20 protein-coding genes and 2 pseudogenes are annotated in these 21,742 nt (G+C 37.9%); 11 read left to right on the top strand and 11 right to left on the bottom strand.

Annotated elements, in window-relative coordinates:
- Nucleotides 1–312: 312 nt before the first annotated feature.
- Both WBW42_RS00230 and WBW42_RS00225 read right to left on the bottom strand, forming a co-directional pair.
- Nucleotides 313–744: a PPC domain-containing protein gene (locus tag WBW42_RS00230; protein ID WP_284105108.1), complete on the bottom strand. Its 432-nt coding sequence runs from the start codon at nt 742–744 to the stop codon at nt 313–315.
- Between the two features lie 56 nt (nt 745–800).
- A pseudogene (locus WBW42_RS00225) lies at nt 801–1,032 on the bottom strand (IS3 family transposase); the annotation flags it as partial.
- A 213-nt stretch (nt 1,033–1,245) separates the two neighbouring features.
- Between WBW42_RS00225 and WBW42_RS00220 the strand changes: the two are divergent.
- The 6 genes and pseudogenes from WBW42_RS00220 to acnA form a co-directional block, all read left to right on the top strand.
- A pseudogene (locus tag WBW42_RS00220) lies at nt 1,246–2,145 on the top strand (IS3 family transposase); the annotation flags it as partial.
- Between the two features lie 296 nt (nt 2,146–2,441).
- Entirely contained in the window at nt 2,442–4,031 is a 1,590-nt protein-coding gene (locus tag WBW42_RS00215; RefSeq protein WP_284105106.1) for a peptide chain release factor 3, read from the top strand.
- A 69-nt stretch (nt 4,032–4,100) separates the two neighbouring features.
- The gene (locus WBW42_RS00210; RefSeq protein WP_002117238.1) at nt 4,101–4,943 is read left to right on the top strand and encodes a hypothetical protein; all 843 of its coding nucleotides are present in this window, start codon (nt 4,101–4,103) and stop codon (nt 4,941–4,943) included.
- Nucleotides 4,944–5,033: 90 nt separating this feature from the next.
- Nucleotides 5,034–5,975, top strand: a complete 942-nt coding sequence (locus tag WBW42_RS00205; RefSeq protein WP_017482048.1) for an RsiV family protein — start codon at nt 5,034–5,036, stop codon at nt 5,973–5,975.
- Entirely contained in the window at nt 5,975–6,787 is an 813-nt protein-coding gene (locus WBW42_RS00200; RefSeq protein ID WP_163114395.1) for a TatD family hydrolase, read from the top strand. Before WBW42_RS00205 ends, WBW42_RS00200 begins: the two co-directional genes overlap by 1 nt.
- Before the next feature lie 124 nt (nt 6,788–6,911).
- Entirely contained in the window at nt 6,912–9,668 is a 2,757-nt protein-coding gene (acnA, locus tag WBW42_RS00195) for an aconitate hydratase AcnA (protein WP_032056189.1), read from the top strand.
- 46 nt (nt 9,669–9,714) lie between these two features.
- Here the strand turns inward: acnA and WBW42_RS00190 are convergent, their stop codons facing one another.
- The gene (locus WBW42_RS00190) at nt 9,715–10,470 is read right to left on the bottom strand and encodes a DUF4261 domain-containing protein (protein ID WP_032056187.1); all 756 of its coding nucleotides are present in this window, start codon (nt 10,468–10,470) and stop codon (nt 9,715–9,717) included.
- A 110-nt stretch (nt 10,471–10,580) separates the two neighbouring features.
- Between WBW42_RS00190 and WBW42_RS00185 the strand changes: the two genes are divergently transcribed.
- Entirely contained in the window at nt 10,581–11,342 is a 762-nt protein-coding gene (locus WBW42_RS00185; RefSeq protein ID WP_017482052.1) for a tRNA threonylcarbamoyladenosine dehydratase, read from the top strand.
- 67 nt (nt 11,343–11,409) lie between these two features.
- On the opposite strand, the gene WBW42_RS00180 is transcribed toward WBW42_RS00185, so the two are convergent.
- On the bottom strand, nt 11,410–11,532 hold the full coding sequence (locus WBW42_RS00180; protein ID WP_080612973.1) for a hypothetical protein: 123 nt from the start codon (nt 11,530–11,532) through the stop codon (nt 11,410–11,412).
- Nucleotides 11,533–11,628: 96 nt separating this feature from the next.
- Between WBW42_RS00180 and WBW42_RS00175 the strand changes: the two genes are divergently transcribed.
- The gene (locus WBW42_RS00175) at nt 11,629–12,528 is read left to right on the top strand and encodes a LysR family transcriptional regulator (protein WP_080612974.1); all 900 of its coding nucleotides are present in this window, start codon (nt 11,629–11,631) and stop codon (nt 12,526–12,528) included.
- A gap of 8 nt (nt 12,529–12,536) precedes the next feature.
- Here WBW42_RS00175 and WBW42_RS00170 read toward each other — a convergent pair whose 3' ends face one another.
- Entirely contained in the window at nt 12,537–13,049 is a 513-nt protein-coding gene (locus tag WBW42_RS00170; protein WP_017482054.1) for a hypothetical protein, read from the bottom strand.
- Nucleotides 13,050–13,384: 335 nt separating this feature from the next.
- Entirely contained in the window at nt 13,385–14,401 is a 1,017-nt protein-coding gene (dusA, locus tag WBW42_RS00165; RefSeq protein ID WP_032056185.1) for a tRNA dihydrouridine(20/20a) synthase DusA, read from the bottom strand.
- A gap of 134 nt (nt 14,402–14,535) precedes the next feature.
- Here dusA and WBW42_RS00160 point away from each other — a divergent pair, with 134 nt between their 5' ends.
- On the top strand, nt 14,536–15,684 hold the full coding sequence (locus WBW42_RS00160; protein WP_004738134.1) for a tyrosine-type recombinase/integrase: 1,149 nt from the start codon (nt 14,536–14,538) through the stop codon (nt 15,682–15,684).
- Here WBW42_RS00160 and WBW42_RS00155 read toward each other — a convergent pair.
- The 5 genes from WBW42_RS00155 to WBW42_RS00135 form a co-directional block, all read right to left on the bottom strand.
- Nucleotides 15,668–15,940, bottom strand: a complete 273-nt coding sequence (locus WBW42_RS00155) for a pyocin activator PrtN family protein (RefSeq protein ID WP_004738135.1) — start codon at nt 15,938–15,940, stop codon at nt 15,668–15,670. The genes WBW42_RS00160 and WBW42_RS00155 overlap by 17 nt on opposite strands.
- Nucleotides 15,941–15,958: 18 nt before the next feature.
- Entirely contained in the window at nt 15,959–16,939 is a 981-nt protein-coding gene (locus WBW42_RS00150; RefSeq protein ID WP_005079078.1) for a hypothetical protein, read from the bottom strand.
- A gap of 1 nt (nt 16,940) precedes the next feature.
- Nucleotides 16,941–18,176, bottom strand: coding sequence for a YagK/YfjJ domain-containing protein (locus WBW42_RS00145; RefSeq protein ID WP_032005558.1), 1,236 nt, complete (start codon nt 18,174–18,176; stop codon nt 16,941–16,943).
- 749 nt (nt 18,177–18,925) lie between these two features.
- Nucleotides 18,926–20,038 carry a hypothetical protein gene (locus WBW42_RS00140; protein WP_032005556.1) on the bottom strand — a complete coding sequence of 371 codons (1,113 nt, stop codon included), beginning with the start codon at nt 20,036–20,038 and terminating at the stop codon, nt 18,926–18,928.
- 361 nt (nt 20,039–20,399) lie between these two features.
- Nucleotides 20,400–20,615, bottom strand: a complete 216-nt coding sequence (locus tag WBW42_RS00135) for a hypothetical protein (protein WP_000489165.1) — start codon at nt 20,613–20,615, stop codon at nt 20,400–20,402.
- Nucleotides 20,616–21,161: 546 nt separating this feature from the next.
- Between WBW42_RS00135 and WBW42_RS00130 the strand changes: the two genes are divergently transcribed.
- Nucleotides 21,162–21,425 carry a hypothetical protein gene (locus WBW42_RS00130; RefSeq protein WP_000790976.1) on the top strand — a complete coding sequence of 88 codons (264 nt, stop codon included), beginning with the start codon at nt 21,162–21,164 and terminating at the stop codon, nt 21,423–21,425.
- A gap of 100 nt (nt 21,426–21,525) precedes the next feature.
- The gene (locus WBW42_RS00125) at nt 21,526–21,672 is read left to right on the top strand and encodes a hypothetical protein (RefSeq protein ID WP_000682545.1); all 147 of its coding nucleotides are present in this window, start codon (nt 21,526–21,528) and stop codon (nt 21,670–21,672) included.
- The last annotated feature ends 70 nt before the right edge of the window (nt 21,673–21,742 follow it).

Raw genomic sequence — 21,742 nt, 5'->3', positions numbered from 1 at the left:
TGAATTTCATCGGGCGTTCTTTATTTTAAAGATGAGGAATTACCATTATTTAAGACAAGTTTCGCCTATTCTTTCACTGCAAATTGCTATCAAAAGGGCTTGAATATCACGACGGTTACGCTGAAAGATATAATCAACTTTTGAAAGAAAAGTGACTAACGCACAGCAAGATTAAATTATTCCTCGGGGTATTAAACAATCAATCTATATCATTTTAATAACATAAACACATATGCGTAAAAATCATGCCCCGCTTAACTGGCAATAGTTTTTGAACCTTTGTATAAAAGCTTAAAAGAATCTAGCAAGTCTTTATTTAATGTTAATACTCATCCAGTATTGAGGTTTTTTATCTTTTCTTGCCTGTGATCTAGGTTGTAATACTCTAATTTCATACTCACCTGAAGCAGGTAAAATATAAATACCATTATCATCAAGCTCTGGAGAATATTCTCCAAGATTGATGGAGTCTTTTAATTGATTACCCCATAAGTAAGTTTCAACATTTCCTCCAGTCAACCTCACTTTTAACTTTTGCCCTTTTTTAGCATAAAATTTGTAGGAATCATACTTGTATCCATCTATCCTTCCGTAATAATTTGCAGAGTCAGCTTTTTTTGCAAACTTAACTACAACAGTCTTTCGTATATCATTGTTATCATTTGCAAGTACGGCAGGGCTAAGCATAGTTAAAGTTAGGGCCATAAAAGCTCCAGCTAGTAATTTTGTATTTACTATTTCCATAACGTTATCTTAATAATTGTATACCTCACTACATAATAACATATGAACCGTTGATCCTAGACAGTATCGTGGATAACTGATACCTCTAAATTTTTGAAATATTTTTATTCAAAGGCTTCGCTTCTGGGCTTAACCAGCCGTTTGCAGAATGTCTTCTGACCCGATTATAATAAATCGAAATATAGTCAAACAGACAGCATTCACTTCTTTTCGAGTCGAAAAAACGCTCCCATGTACCACGTGACCTTTTAACGTATGGAAGAAGCTTTCAGTCACTGCATTATGCCAAAACTTGGGTTATAACTAGTTGAAAGTAATTACTATATTTTAAGCGGCTTATTAGTTTATTTAGCAGATATTAATTTGACTTCTGAAGCTAAAACAGTTGATGGTAAACGTTTCCGTAAAGATGGCCGTACACGTACTATCTTTGAAAATTGTACTGAATCAACCATGCTGTACCGTTCATTAGCTAAAGCATTTTATAAAGATGTACCCATTGTTTCAGAAACAGCAAGCCTACTTGGAATTTCATCTAGACTCTTTCCAATTGACACAAGAAATCCAAAGCAGGGACACTAGCGGGTACACAACAATATTTACCCTATCTCGTTGCGCTGCTTGAAGAGAATAAAAAGCTAAAACAACAACTCAAAACTGCTGAAATGGAAAGAGAATCCCTAAAAAAAGCAGTAGCGTACTTTGCCAAGGAAAATTAGTGAGGTAAGCTTATATGAAAGAGCATAAAAAAATAGATATCCAACGACGATGATGGCTAGACTACTAAAATTTTCAATATCAAGGTTTTATGATTGGCTTAAACAAGGTTTAAGCCAACGAAAGATTCAAACATATCAGCAGACTATCTTGGTCAAAATCGCCCATCAAGAAACTAAAGAAAGTTATGGCCATATTCGCTTAACGAGATACTTACAATCACAAGGCATTCAAATTAGCGCGTATGCAGTCCGTTGTATCAAAAGGTTAAATCAATTGTATTGTAAGTGCCATAAGCGTTTTAAATGAACTAGGAATAGTGACCACAAGCGTTCTGTCTACGATAATTTGCTAGATCAACAATTTTCAATGGAAACCCCGAATCAAGCATAGGTCAGTGACATAACGTACATTTGGACAGCCGAAGGACAGTTATATCGAGCAGCTTTAAAAGACCTTTGTACTAAACAGGTAGTTGCTTATAACTTAAGTGAACGGATGACAGCCCAACTTATTTGCAATGCTCTCAGCATGGCTGTTGGCAATCATAAACCATCTCGAAAATTAATCGTTCACTCGGACAGAGGAAGCCAATATTGTAGCCATGAATATCGCAATATGATTGAAAAATATGGATTTCAGGCTTCGATGAGTATAAAAGGCGATTGCTACAATAATGCACCAAATCAAATGGCAGAGGACTTTTACAAGTTGCCTGCCTAGAATCTCCTAAGTAAGAGTGTCCTGTTAATCCAGCAAACATCAATTCCCGATAAGCCGAAAAGTCCGAAGCAAAGAGATAAATTGAGTTTATAAAACTAGGTGTTTTCTCCCCCCAAAAAAAAGCCACTGGATTTCCACCTATGCCTATACAACTCTAAATCTGCTACAATTATGCCAATTTTGAATTCCCACTTTTTCAGTTTTAGTACATATTTAGAAATGTGTACATAACTGTGTACATATTGTAGATTTTTCTTATGTTTAAAGATGAATTAGCTAGAGAAGTAAAGGCTCGTAGGACTTTTGCTATTATTTCCCACCCCGATGCCGGTAAAACGACCATGACAGAGAAATTACTGTTATGGGGTAAAGCAATTCAGGTTGCAGGGATGGTAAAAAGCCGTAAATCTGACCGCGCAGCTACATCTGACTGGATGGAAATGGAAAAAGAGCGTGGAATTTCTATTACCACTTCTGTTATGCAGTTTCCTTATAAAGGTCACACCATTAACTTACTTGATACACCGGGGCATGAAGACTTCTCTGAAGATACTTATCGTACCCTAACTGCAGTTGACTCTGCATTAATGGTGATTGATGGTGCAAAAGGTGTCGAAGAACGTACCATCAAATTGATGGAAGTTTGTCGTATGCGTGACACTCCGATCATTTCATTTGTAAACAAGATGGACCGTGAGATTCGTGAACCACTTGAGTTACTGGATGAAATTGAGAATGTCCTCAATATTCGCTGTGTACCAATTACATGGCCATTAGGGATGGGGCGTGATTTTGCGGGTGTATACAACATTCTTGAAAACAAATTGTATGTCTACAAAGCAGGTTTTGGTTCAACTATTACAGATATTGAAGTACGCGATGGCTATGACCATGCAGATATCCGTGAAAAAGTAGGTGAGCTGGCTTGGGCGTCTTTTGAAGAGTCACTTGAGCTCGTACAAATGGCGAATGAGCCTTTGGACCGCGAATTATTTTTACAAGGTAAACAAACTCCAGTTCTATTTGGTACAGCATTAGGTAACTTTGGTGTTGACCACGTGTTAGACGCATTTATGAATTGGGCACCAGAACCTAAAGCGCATCCAACACAAGAGCGTGTTGTCGATGCTAAAGAAGAAGGTTTTTCTGGTTTCGTCTTTAAGATTCAAGCAAACATGGATCCGAAACACCGTGACCGTATTGCCTTTATGCGTATTTGCTCAGGTAAATATGAAAAAGGTTTGAAAATGAATCACGTACGTATTGGTAAAGATGTTCGTATTAGTGATGCATTGACATTCCTTGCGGGTGAACGTGAACATCTAGAAGAAGCGTGGCCAGGTGATATTATTGGTTTGCATAACCATGGCACAATTCAAATTGGTGATACTTTCACAAGTGGTGAAGATCTACATTTCACAGGTATTCCTCACTTCGCACCAGAGATGTTCCGTCGTGTGCGTTTGAAAGATCCATTAAAGTCAAAACAATTGCAAAAAGGTTTGAAAGAGTTGTCTGAAGAAGGCGCAACTCAGGTATTTATGCCACAAATTAGCAATGATTTGATTGTGGGTGCAGTGGGTGTGCTTCAGTTTGACGTTGTTGCTTACCGTCTGAAAGAAGAATATAAAGTTGACTGCGTGTATGAGCCTGTAAGTGTTAATACGGTTCGTTGGATTCATTGTGATGATGACAAGATTCTCAATGAATTTAAGAAAAAAGCACATGATCAGCTTTCTATCGATGGTGGTGGTCACTTAACTTATCTTGCACCAAGTCGTGTGAACTTGCAGATTATGCAAGAGCGTTGGCCTGATATTCAGTTCCGTAACACGCGTGAACACTAATCTTTAAGATTTGACAGACAGCTTCGAACAGAAGCTGTTTTGTTTTGAAAAATAAGAAAGGATGATGAAATGAATTTGAATAGAAAGACAGTTATTGCACTTTTAGTTGCGGTAATCATATTACTTTTAGCTATTTGCCTTTTTGTCTGGAAAAGCTTTCAACCTTCATCATCTTCTCAAATGAAATCAGCTTCTAACCAAAATCAAAATATAGAGAAAGCTGAAGTACTCCCATTTCTAAACTTGCAACAAGTAAAAGCTGATTATGCTTTGCCATTTTGTGAGAAGAAAAATTGTATTGATGTCGATATTCAAACGATAAAGACTCAAGATGCATGGCTAAATGAATGGATCGCGAAAAGTCAGGCTAAGGTAATTCAAGATCAAATTGATTTGAAAAAAGACTTAAGTTTGCAGCAAGCCATTAATGCCTATGTTAAAAAGTCTGATGAATGGCAAGATAAATATTCAAAGAATCGGGCTTATGAATTGCATCTTCATACCCGTATTGCATCGCAGCGTAACCAATATGTTTTATTGCAATTAGGACTTGATACCAAGCAAGAAGAGCTCACGATTAAAGACCGTTATTACTTTTTTGTGGCTGACCGAAAACTGCATAAGAGCTTAACTTTATTAGATGTTTTGAAAAAAGATCAACAAACTACTGTGCATCAAATGGTGCAGGTGGCATATCAAGACTGGTTAAAAAAGCAGACTGCTGACATAAAGAAAGAAGCACCAAAAACTTTATATTGGGGGCAGGCAGATTGGTTCTTTGATGGTGAAGGGGTTGGCTTACATTATCAGGCAAACCAGATTACTAAAGAAGCTCCACAGCTCGATATTTATTTATCTAAAGAACAGACCAAAAAAATATTACAACCCGAGGTTTATGAACAAATGTTTTAAGATAGTAGCAGAATTTGCAACCTCTATTTATATGCGCTAATTTCTTAGAAAGGCACAGCGTAATCTCCTTAGAATAAAAGGCAAAATATGATGTTATCTTCTAAAGCTTCACTGCGATTAACTTTGCTTGCTTCTGCTATATTTCTGGCAGCATGCCAACCTAAAGCTGATCCTAAGGATTCTCAAGAGCAGCAGAAATCAACTGTTCAAGAACAAAAGCCAGTAGAGTTGACTTTGAAGGGTGAAACAACTCCTAGTAAGGTGGTTTTACCTGATTGTGATGGTAAAACTTGTCCAGAATTTACGGTAGAGCGCTTACAGAGTAATTTTCCTTTTATTGACAAAATTATAGATCAACAAATCTTAAGTACATTAAATCAAATTTTAGAAATTGCTGAACCTGATGCTAAGGGCACGCAAGCGGAACAAAAAGCAGAAACTTCAGCAGTTGCGGGTGCAGAGCAAAAAAATAGCTTTGATGCACAGGTGCAGCGCTATGCAAATTCATTTATTGATCTAGATAATGAGTTAAAAGCTTTAAGTAGTAATCATCAGATTAATCTTTTAGTTAAACCTAAGATTTTGCAGGCTCAAGGTAAAGTTGTAACTGTAGTGCTTAACAGTAGTAGTTATTTAGGTGGGGCTCATGGCTCTGCTGCACAGCATTATTATAATTTTGATTTAAAAGAGCAAAAGCAAATTAAGCTTGAAGATTTATTACGTCCTCAGCAAAAAGCAACTTTAGAGAAGTTAGCGCATGAAGCCTTTAAGACATGGGTGACGGACTCTAAATTGGCTGATAATGTTGCTGACTATGAACAAGCATGGCCATTTAAATTATCTAATAACTTCTTGTTGGGTGAGCAAGGTTTAATCCTTCAATACGGTGAGTATGAAATTGGCCCATACGTGGTTGGGCTCCCTCGATTAGTCATTCCTTATGACCAATTGCAAGATGTATTGAAAGAAGAGTATTTGCCACAGCCTAAAGCCAAACCAGCTTCGGCACCAGTTGCAAAAAGTGCTGGCTAATGCATTTGTTTGATACCCATACCCATTTCGATGTTGCCGATTTTGATGAAGATCGGCAGCAGCTAGCACTCGAGGCTAAAAAAGTGGGTGTAGATGCTTTGGTTTTAATTGGCTTTCTACAGTCACGTTTTGATGAGTTGGTGCAGACTTATCATCAGTTAAAAAGTTGGGAAAATGTGCCTACTTCTTATTTAGCACCAGGCTTACACCCGTTTTATATTGAACAGCATCAACCAGAGCATCTTTCTCATCTTGAACAAATCTTGCAGCAAGAAAACTGCGTGGCTGTAGGTGAAATTGGCTTAGATACTTTCTTGAAAGAACATAAGCAGCCAGATGTATATGCAAAGCAAAAACAATATTTTGTAGCTCAGTTAGAGCTTGCAACCCAATACCAAAAACCAGTGTTACTCCACATTCGAAAAGCGCACGGTGATGTGCTTGCTATATTAAAAGCTCAAAAATTTAAATTTGGCGGAATTGCTCATGCCTTTAGTGGTGGAGTAGAAGAGGCAAAGGGTCTTATTAAGCTTGGTTTTAAAATTGGTGTGACGGGGCAGATTACCAATCCAAATGCAAAAAAACTTCATACGGTTGTGCAGGCTATAGGTGCAGAGCACTTGGTGATTGAAACAGATTGTCCAGATATGACACCGCTTTGCTGTCAAACCTCAACAGAACAGCGGACTCGTAATACCCCTGTTAATTTGCCCTATGTTTTACAAAGTCTGGCTGAAAATTTAAATATGCCAGAGCCAGATTTGGCTAAGTTGCTGTGGAAAAACTCTCTTACTGCATTGAAATTATCGTAATAAAAATCAAAGATTAGAAATAGTAACTAAAACAAAACACAGCGATTAAAAAAGAAGCTTAAAGTAAGAAAACAACATGTAAAAACGTGAAAAATAACATTGCCAGACGTGGGAGGATAACCCAATGGCTAAGTATAGCAATATCAATAGTTTTAATGCTTTACAGACGCTAACAGTAGGTTCCAGCAATTATCAGATTTTTAGCTTAGCCCAAGCAGAGAAAACGCTAGGGGATATTGCCAAACTGCCGAAATCTTTAAAAGTATTATTGGAAAACTTATTACGGTTTGAAGATCAGCATAGCGTTAAAACGGAACACATCCATGCTTTAGCAGAATGGCTAAAAAACCGCACCTCAGATCAAGAAATTCAATATCGACCTGCAAGGGTTTTAATGCAAGATTTTACGGGTGTGCCTGCAGTGGTTGATTTAGCTGCAATGCGAGCAGCGATGGCGCAAGCGGGTGGTGACCCTGAAAAAATTAATCCATTATCTCCTGTAGACTTAGTCATTGACCACTCTGTCATGGTTGATTATTTTGCCGATGATCAGGCGTTTGAAGAAAACGTACAAATCGAGATGCAGCGTAATGGTGAGCGATATCAATTTTTACGTTGGGGACAGTCTGCATTTAATAACTTTAGTGTAGTGCCACCGGGTACGGGGATTTGCCATCAGGTCAATTTAGAATATTTGGCTCAAGCGGTGTGGCTAGGTGAAGATAATGGACAAACCTTTGCTTTCCCTGACACCTTAGTGGGTACAGACTCACATACCACCATGATTAATGGTTTAGGTGTTTTAGGTTGGGGTGTGGGCGGAATTGAGGCCGAAGCGGCTATGTTGGGCCAACCGATTTCGATGCTTATTCCTGAGGTCATTGGTTTTAAACTCACAGGAAAATTACCAGAAGGGATTACGGCAACTGATTTGGTGCTGACCATTACTCAAATGCTTCGTCAGAAAGGGGTAGTGGGTAAATTTGTAGAGTTCTATGGAGATGGTTTAGCCGATTTACCACTGGCTGACCGAGCGACCATTGCCAACATGGCACCAGAGTATGGTGCGACTTGTGGTTTCTTCCCGATTGATGAAGTGACTTTGGGTTATTTGAAATTAACTGGCCGTCAAAGTGATCGTATTGAACTAGTCGAAGCGTATAGCAAAGCGCAAGGTTTATGGCGTAATGCGGGTGATGAACCTGTTTTCACCGATACTTTAAGCCTTGATATGAGTACGGTTCAGGCAAGTCTAGCAGGACCAAAACGTCCACAAGATCGAGTGCTTTTATCAGAGGTGCCGAAAACCTTTAATGCCCTTATGGAGTTAACTTTAAAACCAGCCAAAGAAGCTAAAGAGCGTTTAGAAAATGAAGGCGGTGGCGGCACTGCTGTCGAGGCAAAAAAAGCAAATATCCAACATGAAAGTCCTTCTTGCGTGATTGAAGGAAAAACTTATCCATTAAATCATGGTGATGTTGTTATTTCGGCAATTACCTCTTGTACCAATACTTCTAACCCAAGTGTAATGCTAGCAGCAGGTTTACTTGCTAAAAAAGCGATTGAAAAAGGTTTGCAGCGTAAACCGTGGGTGAAAAGCTCTCTTGCACCAGGTTCTAAAGTCGTGACTGACTATTTGCTGGCTGCTGGACTTACGCCGTATTTAGATGAGTTGGGCTATAACTTGGTGGGATATGGTTGTACAACTTGTATTGGTAACTCAGGTCCACTACCGGAGCCAGTGGAAGATGCAATTCAATGCCATGATTTAAATGTTGCATCAGTACTTTCTGGTAACCGTAACTTTGAAGGACGCGTACATCCATTAGTTAAAACAAACTGGCTTGCTTCGCCACCTTTGGTAGTGGCATATGGTTTAGTTGGTAATATTCGTACCGATTTGACTACGCAACCTATTGGGCAAGGTAAAGATGGACAACCTGTCTATTTAAAAGATATCTGGCCAAGTCAGGCAGAAATTGATGCTGTCTTACAGAAAGTAAATACAGAGATGTTCCATAAAGAATATGCTGCGGTGTTTGATGGTGATGAAAGCTGGCAATCCATTCAGATTCCGAAAAGTAAAACTTATGAATGGGCGGATGATTCGACTTATATCCGCCATCCGCCATTCTTTGAAGGAATTGGTGAGCCACCAAAACCAATTAAAAATATTGAACAGGCGCGTATTTTGGCAGTGCTTGGTGACTCGGTAACGACTGACCATATTTCACCGGCTGGTAATATCAAAAAAGACAGCCCAGCAGGTCGATACTTACAAGAGCAAGGTGTTGAGCCAAAAGACTTTAACTCCTATGGTTCTCGACGCGGTAATCATGAAGTCATGATGCGAGGTACTTTTGCCAACATTCGTATTAAGAACGAAATGCTTGGTGGTGAAGAGGGTGGTAATACCATTCATGTGCCAAGTGGTGAAAAGCTCGCTATTTATGATGCAGCAATGCGTTACCAACAAGAACATACACCGCTTGTGATTATTGCTGGTAAAGAATACGGAACGGGTTCTTCACGTGACTGGGCTGCTAAAGGAACGAACTTGTTAGGTGTAAAAGCTGTCATTGCTGAAAGTTTTGAGCGTATTCACCGTTCAAACTTGGTAGGTATGGGCGTGTTGCCATTACAGTTTATTGATGGACAAACTCGACAATCTCTCAACTTAACTGGTCATGAGGTGATATCAATTCGAGGTTTGTCTGATGGCGTTCAGCCTCATCAAATTCTTGAAGTTGATGTTAAAGGACCAAATGGAGTAGCGAGCCATTTTAATGTGTTATGTCGAATTGATACGTTAAATGAGGTCGAGTACTTTAAGGCGGGTGGTATTTTGCATTATGTACTTCGGAATTTGATTGCTGGTTAGTTAAAAAAGAAACCCCGTAAAATATGGGGTTTCTTTTTATGAAAATCTAACTAAATTTAAATAATTTCTTCCAGCTAAATGATGACGTCAGTACCCAAACATCGAATGGATTAAAATATAGTGAATCTACATCAAAAAAATCGCTAGATGCTTTTAGGGAAAGCTTTAGTGGTTCTGATTCTTCATCAGCCGAAAAAGTTTGATTTTCTAATAACTCTGGGTTTTCTATAAGAAGATATAACAAGAAGTTATTCAAAATATAGGATGCTTGATCTACCTTTAGGTTTATACATCCATCTGGTTTGCCGAATTGCTGCATTCCACAAGAGTAGAGTAAATTATCATCAGAAATAATAGGGATAAAGGCTTTAAATAGATCTAATATATTTTCAGCGTTATAGCTAAGCCAATCGCTTTTAAGGTGTGTAAGACCCGAAGTCTCAACTTTAATTGCTAAGCCACCTGCTTTCATGAGGGTCTGACCTAATAACAGAGCTTGTTGTGCTAACTCTATTGATCCTCCATCACAAACAACATAAATAACCATATTATGTTGTTCAATTTTTTTTAATTCGCTTTCAGAAAAACGACCTAGACTAAATGATCTAAAAACCTCACTGACATTCGGATCATTTTCATATTCTTCAACTTCAGCGTAATATTCGTTTGTTAAAGATTTAATAATTGAGCCCGCATAAATATATCCAGTTTCATTAACAAGTAGGGCATGTAATAGAGCTTGATGATTTTCCCAAATACCAGGAATACATAAGATAATTTTTTGATTAAATTCTTGATTCATTATTAATAAGTTCTAAGGAGCTTTTCCCACTCATAATATCGTAAAAGATATGCGATACCAATTGATTGAGGTAAAATACCTCCCGTGTTTTATATCCCCAAAGAGTAGCAATGACCGATCTCCAACAAGATGAATATGACCGCCGTTTTGCAGGTGTAGCCAAAGTTTATGGTGATTCATCGTTCCAGCACTATGAAAAAAGTCATGTGATGGTGATTGGTATTGGTGGTGTCGGCAGTTGGGCGGTAGAAGCTTTAGCGCGTACAGGTATTGGTGAGATTACATTAGTCGATATGGATGTGGTTGCAGCATCAAATGTAAACCGTCAGCTACCTGCGATGACATCAACTTTGGGCTGTGAAAAAGTTGAAATTATGGCGGAACGTTGCCGCCAAATTAACCCACGTATTAAAGTTAATATTATTGATGACTTTTTAACGCCTGAAAATGTCACAGAGCTTTTAAACCCTGTACCAGACATTGTTTTGGACTGCATCGATGACGTTAAAGCAAAATTGGCTTTGATGCTTCATTGTCGTTTTAATAAAATTCCTTTGATTGTTTCAGGCGGAGCAGGTGGTAAGATCGATCCCCTTAAAATCCGCGTAGCTGATTTATCAAAAACAGAACAAGATCCAATGTTAGCGAAGCTCCGTAGCCAGCTTCGTGCTCGAGGTATTTGTAAAAAGCCAAAAGAGAAATTTGGTATTACCTGTATTTATTCAATCGATAATCCATTTTCTAGTGCAGATATTTGCCCATCGGCGGGATTACGTTGTGGTGGCTATGGTTCAGCGGTAGTGGTGACTTCAAGCTTTGCTATGATTGCTGTGGCTGAAGTTTTGAAAAAGCTTGATTTAAAGAAAGCCTAATTTAAATATTGAAAAGGCATGTGCTTATGTAAGTGCATGCCTTTTTATTTTTGAGAGAAACTATTATTTAATCATACAGCTCTATGTTGTCTTGTTTGGGTTGTGTGGGTAACTGCTGATCATAAAATTTAAAGCACCATAAAATTAGAACAACAACGGTGAAAATGACAAACCCTTTTAAATACTTCATGAATAATTCAATCAATTGAATGGTCTTGATAAAATTCTAGCGAAGGCTATCTATCTAATCTAATATATAAAATAGACCTAATAATCTAATTTTGAGATGGTTATGCTCACATTAAAACAATTCCAATATTTTATAAAAATTGTTGAAGAAGGGAGCTTTACCGCTGCTTCAGAGAAATTATTCATTGCTCAGTCTGCTTTAAGTCGGCAAATGAAGCTATTAGAGGAAGAAATTGATTTTCAGTTATTTGATCGTACTGATAAGAAAGTAAAACTCACGGCGGCAGGAGAGGTCTTCTATAAAAAAATTAAAGATAATATGCATTATTTAAATGAGATCATTGGAGTTTCTAAGAATATTGCAGAAGGAAAAAATCGTCAGATTAAAATTGCTCATTCGAGCAGTATTATTATGGATGATAAAAAGGTTCAGATATTAAAAGAAATTAGCTTAACGCAAAAAATTAACTTTGAGATAAACACGTTGTCATCTGAGCATCAAATTTTGGCTTTACTGAATGGGGAGATTGATATTGGTTTAATTAGACCGCCAGTTCGGCATACACTAGATGACGTCAATGTTATTAAATTATATGAAGAACCTTTAATGGTGGCCGTGCAGATTGATCATGCTAAATTTGCAAATAAAGAGAAGGTCGAAGTCAAAGATTTAAAAGAAGAATACTTTGTTTCTACACCCCATTCTAAAAGAGGTGGATTAAGCTATTTGGTCTCAAATCTATGTTTAGCCGCAGGATTTACCCCACAAAAAGCTCCAATTCAGTCGCGTAAGATTTCACAGTTACAACTTGTAGCTGCAAATGTTGGTGTAAGTATTGTGCCTAAAGAATTTCAGCAGATCTTGCCTGCTCAGGTAAAACTATTGCCTTTAACCGATCAGCTATCACTTTCGGAAGTAGTTTTGGTTTATAGAAAAGATCATGATGAAATAATTCAACATTGTGCCGAACGCATTCATCAAATTTTTCAATTTTAGGAAATTGATTAGGCAGCTAATCTATAATAAGTATAAGTAACATTATCGTCTTTATAGACATCATAACTACTTTGTTTGAAGTCAGAAACCCACTCACTTCCAGTATATCCTGCGATGTGTCCATAAACGTGGTTGCGGGTTCTGTGAATGATGTAAATGTCACCTTCTTGAGGTTCGTCGAAGGCTGGATCAATTTGTTTATAGCCAATCTTTTTGAGAGTATCGCCCCAATCTGAAGCTGCGATTGGATGGTTTTCAACATTAGCACCAGCAGATTCGAGTGCAAGACGGATACTACGTGCGCATCTAGCTTTACTGCGTCTAGAAGTAACGCTTTCTAATTTTTCTACAAACTTTTCTACATCGATCGGTGGGTTGGTTGAAGTTTGAGTTTGATGATTATTGGGTTTCATGGTGAAAGGATAAGGGAGGCTTGGTGCGCTGTGCGATACAACAATGGCTGCCTGATTTGAATCCTGATACATGTAATTATCAGCTACTTGTCCGTCATAAATAATCATCGTGAAATCTCTACCGTGCTACCCATATCCATATTAAAAAAATCACCACCTACCTGTGGCGTTCAGAGATACTAATAGGCGTATCTTAAAAGTTTTGTGTATGTTATGTAATAACGTATCTTTTTTCCAGAGGTGTCTGCCTTGGAGCGAAAATCTACTTAGTAAAAGAGGTGGTCAAAAATAGTGAAATTTAAATTATTGATATCATTGTAAATAAATAACTAATCAGAGCTTAAATTTGAATATTTTGTTCCAACATTTGCGAATATACTCAAAATCTAAGTCTCTGATTTAAAATGCCACATTTTCTTACAATTTAAGAAGTCGTTGTCAACTTAAACCTGCTGCTCTTTTACATACTCTTCAGTGCGAATCATAGCTGCTCGCATGTTCTGAATTGCATTTTCAACATCAGCTAAAGTTTTTGCGTTTCCGCCACTTAGCGCCTGACGCCATTTACGAGCACCCGGTAAGTTTTGGAATAAACCTAAAATATGACGTGTAATGATTGAAAGGGGGGCACCTTCAGCCATGCGTTGCTCAATATAAGGCAGCATTTGTTCCATAATATCGAATCGATCTGGTGCTTCTAAATTCCAAAGTTGGCCGAGCTCAGCAAGTAGGTAAGGGTTATGGTAGGCTTCACGGCCAATCATGACACCATCAACATGTTGTAAATGAGCTTGAGTTTCGGCAAAAGTTTTAATTCCGCCGTTAATTTCAATGGTTAGGTGCGGACGTTCTTGCTTTAAGCGGTATACATCTTCGTAGCGTAAAGGAGGAACTTCTCGATTTTCTTTTGGAGACAAACCTTTCAAAATAGCAATACGGGCATGCACAACAAAATAAGTACAACCTGTTGCAGCGACAGTATCTACGAAATGTAGCATTTCTTCGTAAGACTGCATGTCATCGATACCAATACGGTGTTTGACTGTTACAGGAATCTTTACTGCTTTTTGCATGCTGTGAATGCACTCAGCAACCAAGTCTGGCTCTGCCATTAAACATGCGCCGATTTTATTGTTCTGTACGCGGTCACTTGGGCAGCCTACATTCAGGTTGACTTCGTCGTAGCCCCAGTCTTCAGCCATTTTTGTGCAAGTGGCAAGCTCTTGTGGGTTTGAACCACCAAGTTGTAATACGATTGGGTGTTCTTGAGGGTTATAGTCTAAATGACGTTTTGCATCGCCAAATAAAATCGCGCCTGTAGTCACCATTTCGGTGTATAGCACAACGTTTGGGTTAAACAAGCGTGCAAAGAATCGGTAGTCCTTTGTAGTCCAGTCCATCATTGGGGCTACACTGATTCTTGGAGATTTAATAGTTTCAATGGTTTTATTAATAGTCATTAAAAATCATACCTTTAATCAGTGTTTTGCAACCTGTTTGAATCTGTGGGAACTCATATTTAGCTGCGTTAATCAGTTTGCATTTACACCAAAATTTACACCATAATGGAGAAAATGGTTCATGGTGTAAATTTATGGGGTCAATTACTGCCAGAAAAGGTGCAGATGGAAGTGTTAGTTACCGAGCTGCTATCCGGATCAACAAAAAAGGTTATCCAGCTTATTCTGAAAGCAAAACATTTCATTCAAAAAAAGTGGCAGAAAACTGGCTTAAAAAAAGAGAAGTTGAGATTCAAGAAAATCCAGACATTTTACTTGGCAAAGAACAACTGATTGATCTAACTTTGTCAGATGCCATAGATAAATATTTGGATGAAGTTGGGAGCGAGTACGGTAGGACGAAACGCTATTCTCTACTCTTAATTAAGAAGTTGCCAATCGCGCGCAATATTATCACAAAAATACATTCAATACATTTGGCTGAGCATGTTGCTCTAAGACGGAGAGGCGTGCCGAATCTTGGTTTAGACCCTATTGCAACAAGTACACAGCAGCATGAGCTTTTACATATTAGAGGTGTTCTATCTCATGCATCTGTTATGTGGGGCATGGAAGTTGATTTAAGTAGCTTCGATAAAGCTACGGCACAGCTTAGAAAAACTCGCCAAATCTCCTCTAGCAAAGTGAGAGATAGACTTCCTACAAATGAAGAGTTAATTGCTTTAACAAAACTTTTTGCTGAGCGTTGGAAATTAAATAAATATGGTACTAAGTATCCAATGCATTTAATTATTTGGTTCGCAATTTTTTCATGCAGACGTGAAGCAGAGTTAACACGCTTATGGCTGCAAGATTATGATTCTTACCATTCATCATGGAAAGTTCATGATTTGAAAAATCCGAACGGTTCTAAAGGTAATCACAAGTCTTTTGACGTGTTGGAACCTTGTAAAACAATAATTGAACTTTTATTAGATAATGAAGTGCGGAGTCGTATGCTTCGATTAGGATATGATGAACAACTTTTATTGCCTCTGAACCCAAAAAGCATAGGAAAAGAGTTTCGTGAAGCATGTAAAATATTGGGAATTGAAGATTTACATTTTCATGATTTGAGGCATGAAGGATGTACGAGGCTTGCAGAACAAAGTTTTACTATTCCTGAAATTCAGAAAGTAAGTTTGCATGATTCTTGGGGGAGCTTACAACGTTATGTTTCTGTGAAGTCAAGACGTAATGTAATTCAATTGGAAGAGGTGCTACGCCTCATTGATGAAACGTAGCAAAGTCTTTAGCAGCTTCAGAATACTTCTTATCTAAGATATCAGCCAAGTCTTTAACGTGCACCAGAAATGGTGCGCGTTTGCTTGAATCTATTTTAAAGACAGAGAAAGGAAATTCTTGATTATTTGCCTTTCTTAGCGCCTCTGCCTTGCTTAAGTGAGGATAATAGTCTTGTACTACACTCATTAATTCGACAGTCATAGAGCGATATTTCATAAATAGGTAATCAGCTGTGTTTAACTGGAATGCACCCATTGTGAAATAGCCTTTTAACTAGTTAGTTTTAAACTTGGAATACAACACATCAAAATTGGACTGTGTATCCCAAATTCGAAGGACTGCATCACTGCCTACTAGGTACGTTTTGAGCAGCTTAATAAGATCTTTGCACCTTGGATCACTTTTAAAAAAATGATTAGTTTGCATAAACCCGTTTAATGGCATAGATACAGGATATGCTTTGCAATTAAATAGGCCTTCCAGATTACCTCGTAAAGCAATGAAAGCATTTTCATCAGAAGAACCAACAGGATCATCTATGAACTGGCGTTCCAGTAAAAACACCAGTCTGAGTGCTAATTGTCCTTGGGGTGTAAGTTCCCATTTCGAAAATACGGCAATAATTTCATTATTACCACCTTCATTAAAGAAAATGGCGATCATCTCTTTCTTCTGCTGATCTAAATATTGTTGTTTTGAATATATTGGAGTATTCGCTGAAAGCGTAAATAGCATTGGCAAATATAGCTCATGTGTTTCGAAGCCTGCGTAGTCTTTGAATAGAACCTTCATTGTCGAATCAAATAACTCTTCAGCACGAATTTGTTCTGTATTCCAAGCTGTTAAATCCTCATTAAACTGCCTAGTGTTGAGCATATATTGGTAGCCCGTAATTTGATTAGAAAAATACTGATCATGGCAGTAAATCCCCCCATTAAGCATAGGCCCCATATGTTTAATAAACTGAATAAACAATTCGTTCTCTGGCTTTAGCCGAACAGATAACATCCCATTAGTGACAGGGGAGCCTGTCACTAATGGATATGCTGATCTAATCAACTCAACAGGTTTACTGAGAGATAATGCCTGATTACTATTTTGAGAATTTTGTTTTGCAAACATGCTTGTAGTTTTTGATCTCCCAAGAGCTTTTGCTGACTTCTCAGAACCAATCAGATCGTAAGCCCAAATAGGTTGAATGCTGCATGACGAATGTGTAGCTGCAAGTAAAGCATCTGATGCGTACTTAGTCATGTTACTGTCCTCCTACTTGAGCATCATCTGACTGATCAGAGTCTAGTAGGTTAAGTTGCTCGAACTTGCGTGGACGGCCAAGTTTGGTAGCAGGAACTTTTGGTATTTGGCTTGTTCGGAAGCTCCGAATTTGTTCTCCATTAGTAAAGGCGAAGTACTGATCATTTTTGCATATGTAGTCAAACGTAGCCTTGAGATTCTTAAGCATTTCATGGTCGGTATACTCCAAAATGCCTAAGGCACGATAGCGGTACTCATCTTTCTTCATATTGCAGATAAAAGCAGTCCCAAGATTGTTTGTAGCAACCCTCCATTTCTCAGCAATATATTGCCCCCACGTGATGTCCTCACGATGGTCATTGGCATTGAAGAAGTAATAAAGATGTCCATGGAATCCCTTGGTTGGGGTGTGTTCAATACGCAGGATATACCCGAGCGCTTGCTTAAGCTGATTATGCTTAGATGCATCATAGAACCGAATAAAAGACTCTTGCATAAACTCACTATCATGTTCAGTCTGAGCAAAATCAGTTGAGATAGCAAGCTGTTGAAGCTTAGCTGGATCGCGTATTAATCCTAGGTCTACTCGAACAACAAGGATTCGAGAATGGATCTTGAGTAGAGTCTCTACAAGCTCAACACAACGCTCTTTAGAACGGCGTCGATTACTAGCACGATTCGAAAGTTGTTTACGAATTGAGGCACTGCTCATTCTTATTGCAAACAACTTCTGAAATTTAATTAAAGCTGCAACATAAGCCTGAGCCTGTTCAGATGTGTAACACTGATTGATCAGAGAAAATTCATAAAGGGTATATTGTTCTTCCTTTGAAAGTTCTAAGAATGAATCCTTAAAGGCCTGTAACTCTATGCCCATCTTGTAATTGCCAGAGTGAGCAGACACAAAGATTGTTGTAAGCTGGCACTTAAGCAAAAGTGGAATATCCTTCGCATATTCAACACGTAGTTGCTCTTTGCCCTTAAAACTTTGAACAGATTTAAGAGTAGCGATTGGGCGCTCTTTCTCAAAATACTTGATGAACTCAACACGACTGAGCATTTTTTCAACTTCAGGGTTTATACTCGTTTTGAATATTTTAATCTTACCGTTTTCTGTCATGTACTCATGAGTTGAAAAATCTTCCTTGAGCTGTTCTAGGAATGCATCTCTATCTGCAACTGAGAACTGTGCGATAGGTGGAAGAATTGGTTTAGCTGTGTTGTTCAGAGATTTCATAGTATACCTACATACAAATAATTAATTACGTATCAGGCGTCATGAGGTAAATGCTCTCCCTATGGACATCGTTTAGAAATGTCCATTAGGGTAGGCGTAGAGTGGATATTGGCTAATCTATCTGGAGTGTATTCATCTCAAATGGATACACAATTAAATCAATCTAATCTATAAGCAGTATTTGCTAAGGCACACTGCTTATGACAATAAGTATCTAGTAGATTAATTACATATATCTAATATTACTTATTACAATTGTATTTAAACCGAAAAGCCGATTGCACTTTACTTCGAGAATGCTCTACCAAAAAATGACGGTAATACGAGGACTTTTTAAAAGTTGTGATGTCCTGCGTTATGCAGCATTTAAATGGCTTCGTTGAGCTATTCTTCGGGTGACCCACACCCGTAAATTGCTAAGCTTCCAATTGAATGTACTTATTAATTTGATGTGTTGCTGGCTTAGGTTTGAGTTGGTCATATTGGTTCCTTATGTAGCAAGTTTTGTATGCTTGATTGCATAAGGGAAATTCTAGAAAAAAATTAAGCACCCTCTAAAAATCTGCGAACAATTTATTTAAGCTACTGATATATATGTATTTAAAATCTTTAAAATATAGAAATTTCATTGTAATTATTACTCTTTTAAAAATTTATTAATTTTTTTTAAGAGCATGTCAGTGTAGAACTAACAGGCTCTAAATAAATTATGTGAGTGATCGGATTTTTATTGGGGTGGGAGGGGAATTCTAAAGTTTTCTACCTTTCTTTTCTATAAAAATGTTCAGCGCATCATATAGGCTTGGCTCGCTTTCCTTTAACCAAGATTTAGCGCTATTCAGTAACTTCATTCTCTGATCGTCGGTTCTAATTTTACTTTTTTGAGTTTCTAAGGCAGAAATCTTTTTCTGATAAAATACTCTTATTTCCTTATAACGTTCGATAGGGCGACCTGCAAAAGAAGTTAGGGGTTGATCACGGTTCTGAGCTTGTATGATTACAGTTTTTTTACCATATTCTTCAATTTCTTTGACTTCAGCTGTAGATAGATCATTTCGAGCTGCAAAAAGAAAATATTCAGCTTCTTCTTTTTTTCGTAAACAATGTTCTATTTCAGCATTGTATTCTTGAGTGAGGTATTCTGGAATTTTTGAGATAGCTTGCTGCTCAATGGCTCCTAGAACCGTATCCATACTTGAGTAAGTTTTTTGATTACTGGTAATAAAACGTTGAACAAGTGAGAGGTAAGTTTTTTTTACCCTCTGGGATTTTTTATGGCTGTTTCGGGCTAATTGAGATTGCCTAATCTGTTTATAGATATCTTCTGGTAGCGTGTAGATATAGAAAGAACAATCATAATGTTTGGAGTAGAGACGAAATGCTTCTTCAAAATGTTTCTCAGCTTGTTGTGCTGTTTTTTTGAATATTCTGGTTTTAGTTGATACCAAGTTTTTGAATTTACGAATTTCAGTCGCGATTTCGCTATAGTGTCGGGCAAGTCGGTCCTCTTCGGGAATGTAGATGTAAATTTCCGATTTACCTCGAAGTAATGGTGGGGGTAATCTCCATGCCTGTTGACGGAGAGCCTTTTGTTCTGGCGATTCTTTTAATAAGCCTTGATCAAGCTGTTCATAAAACCACTTTCGGTCATTATCCGTCATTTCTTCACTGATAGGTTCCATTTGTTCGGGTAAATAAGCTTTGTAGTGTTCGGCATAGGCTGATGGCAAACCATAGGGAAATTTATGTCTTTTAATAATATGTTCTTCAAGTTGGTCAATTAAGCCAATAAGTTTTTTGATGTTACTCGTAGATGTGGTTTCTTGTTTAGCCTTAGCATTTTTTTTAGCTGAAGTTGCCATGTAATCAAGTTCACTTATTCATTTTAAAAGAAGTGCATATATTATAAGTCGTAACTACTTATAATTTAAAAATGATTTAGCTTAACTTGAGAGTGAATTATGAGCATTTGTAGAGGGGTGTTAGGTGTTAAACTGCACTCCATTTATGTACCGACTTATGATGATTCTGTACCGACTTGCGATGTTTTGGGTGAAAAGTAGTCAAAATCAAAATGTAGCTTAGAGTTATAATTGTTGGACTAAACTTGTAGTACTGTGAAGCATTCTACTGGATTATAAATTTATTATGGACTGAATCAAGTGCTAGAAAATCACTTATTATTGGTTAGTTAATAGTATGTCTTTGTATTACTAAAAGGTCTCAATAGCGTTTCATTAATTGCAATGCAAGATTGTAGGCTACGGTTGTAGAAATTGACTCTGCTATAAAGAACTCTTGGGGTGGGGTGAAGTTTAAAGCCTGCTTTCGATAACGCGTCTGCTTTCCTGTCTGTTTGTCTTTAAAAATAAACTCATCCTGAGCATGAGAATATTCTTGTCCATACAGTGGACCACCAAGACACTTTAACCGAAACACTGAATCATCCTTAAATTTACCTAATGGTTAGTTTAAAGAATTAATCTAATGAAAAACAATAACAATCACTTTACGACTTAGTCGATAGATCATTGACACCTTAAATATTGCACATTATCCTTTGCTTGCTGGCCACATTGCCAGTCGGTTTTGACAGACCGTTTTATTGGGTTGCATCAGAGTTATTCCTTCTGAGGAATAATTTTGAGGGTACATCTCGTCTCCTCCCGTTGCGGTAGGACGGGAGAGGGACACTTTCGAGTGTGCTGGTGTCAATCCAATCCGGTCTGTCAACCCTTTCTCGTTCTGCCACCATAATTCTCTAATGCTTTGGCAGAACTCCCAATATAAAGGAGTTGGCTATGCATATTCTTTTTATAACGCCTGATTAGTTTTAATAGGATTTGATGAACTTCTAGTTTCTCAAGCTTTAGATCTTTTCGTCTAAAAATTTACTTAAAAAAATGTCATGTGAGCTACACCATGGCAAGGCTTCGTGTTGCCTAAAAAAGCCTAAGCTCCATGACGACGTCACTGGATAAAATGATGAAAAATAAAATTTTGATGGGTTTGGTAGGTGTCAGTATTTTGTTGGTTACTGGTTGTTCTTCTGATTTCGAAAAGGGTATGAAACAAAGCTGTAGGAATACGGGAGGAAGTCGCAGTTTCTGTTCCTGCTTCTACGACAGGATGGAAGAACATTATGGTGAAGAAAAGCTGGAGGCGATTGGCATGATGCAAGTCAGGATGCCAGAGGATTTCGAAGAGGTGTCTTTTAAGTCTGGTCAGCAATGTGCACATAAACTTTAGAGCTCGTATTCACATTAAATCTTAGTTTGTCTTTTGATCTCACCTGCTGCCATAGAGCAGTGGGTTGGATAGGCTTACCTAAAAAAATGAGGAATTTACAATGAAACATCCATTGATTGGCCTTTATTTCACCATTGTGATTGGTTATTGGCTGTATTTGATTTGGCAGTACCCTATTTATTCTGGTTCATATTCTTTGGGTCGGGCACTTGTTTGGCCTGCTGATTTTCTACGTTGGTTGTTTTAGTCGCTAAATTGGGGAAGTTGCCATGACAATCATATCGAGAGAATCACTCCAGAAAAGCCGTTGGATGTTG

The sequence above is a fragment of the Acinetobacter sp. LT1 genome (genome assembly GCF_059800965.1).
Note: the sequence above shows the minus strand (reverse complement) of the source record. Positions and strands in the feature narration are given on the sequence as shown.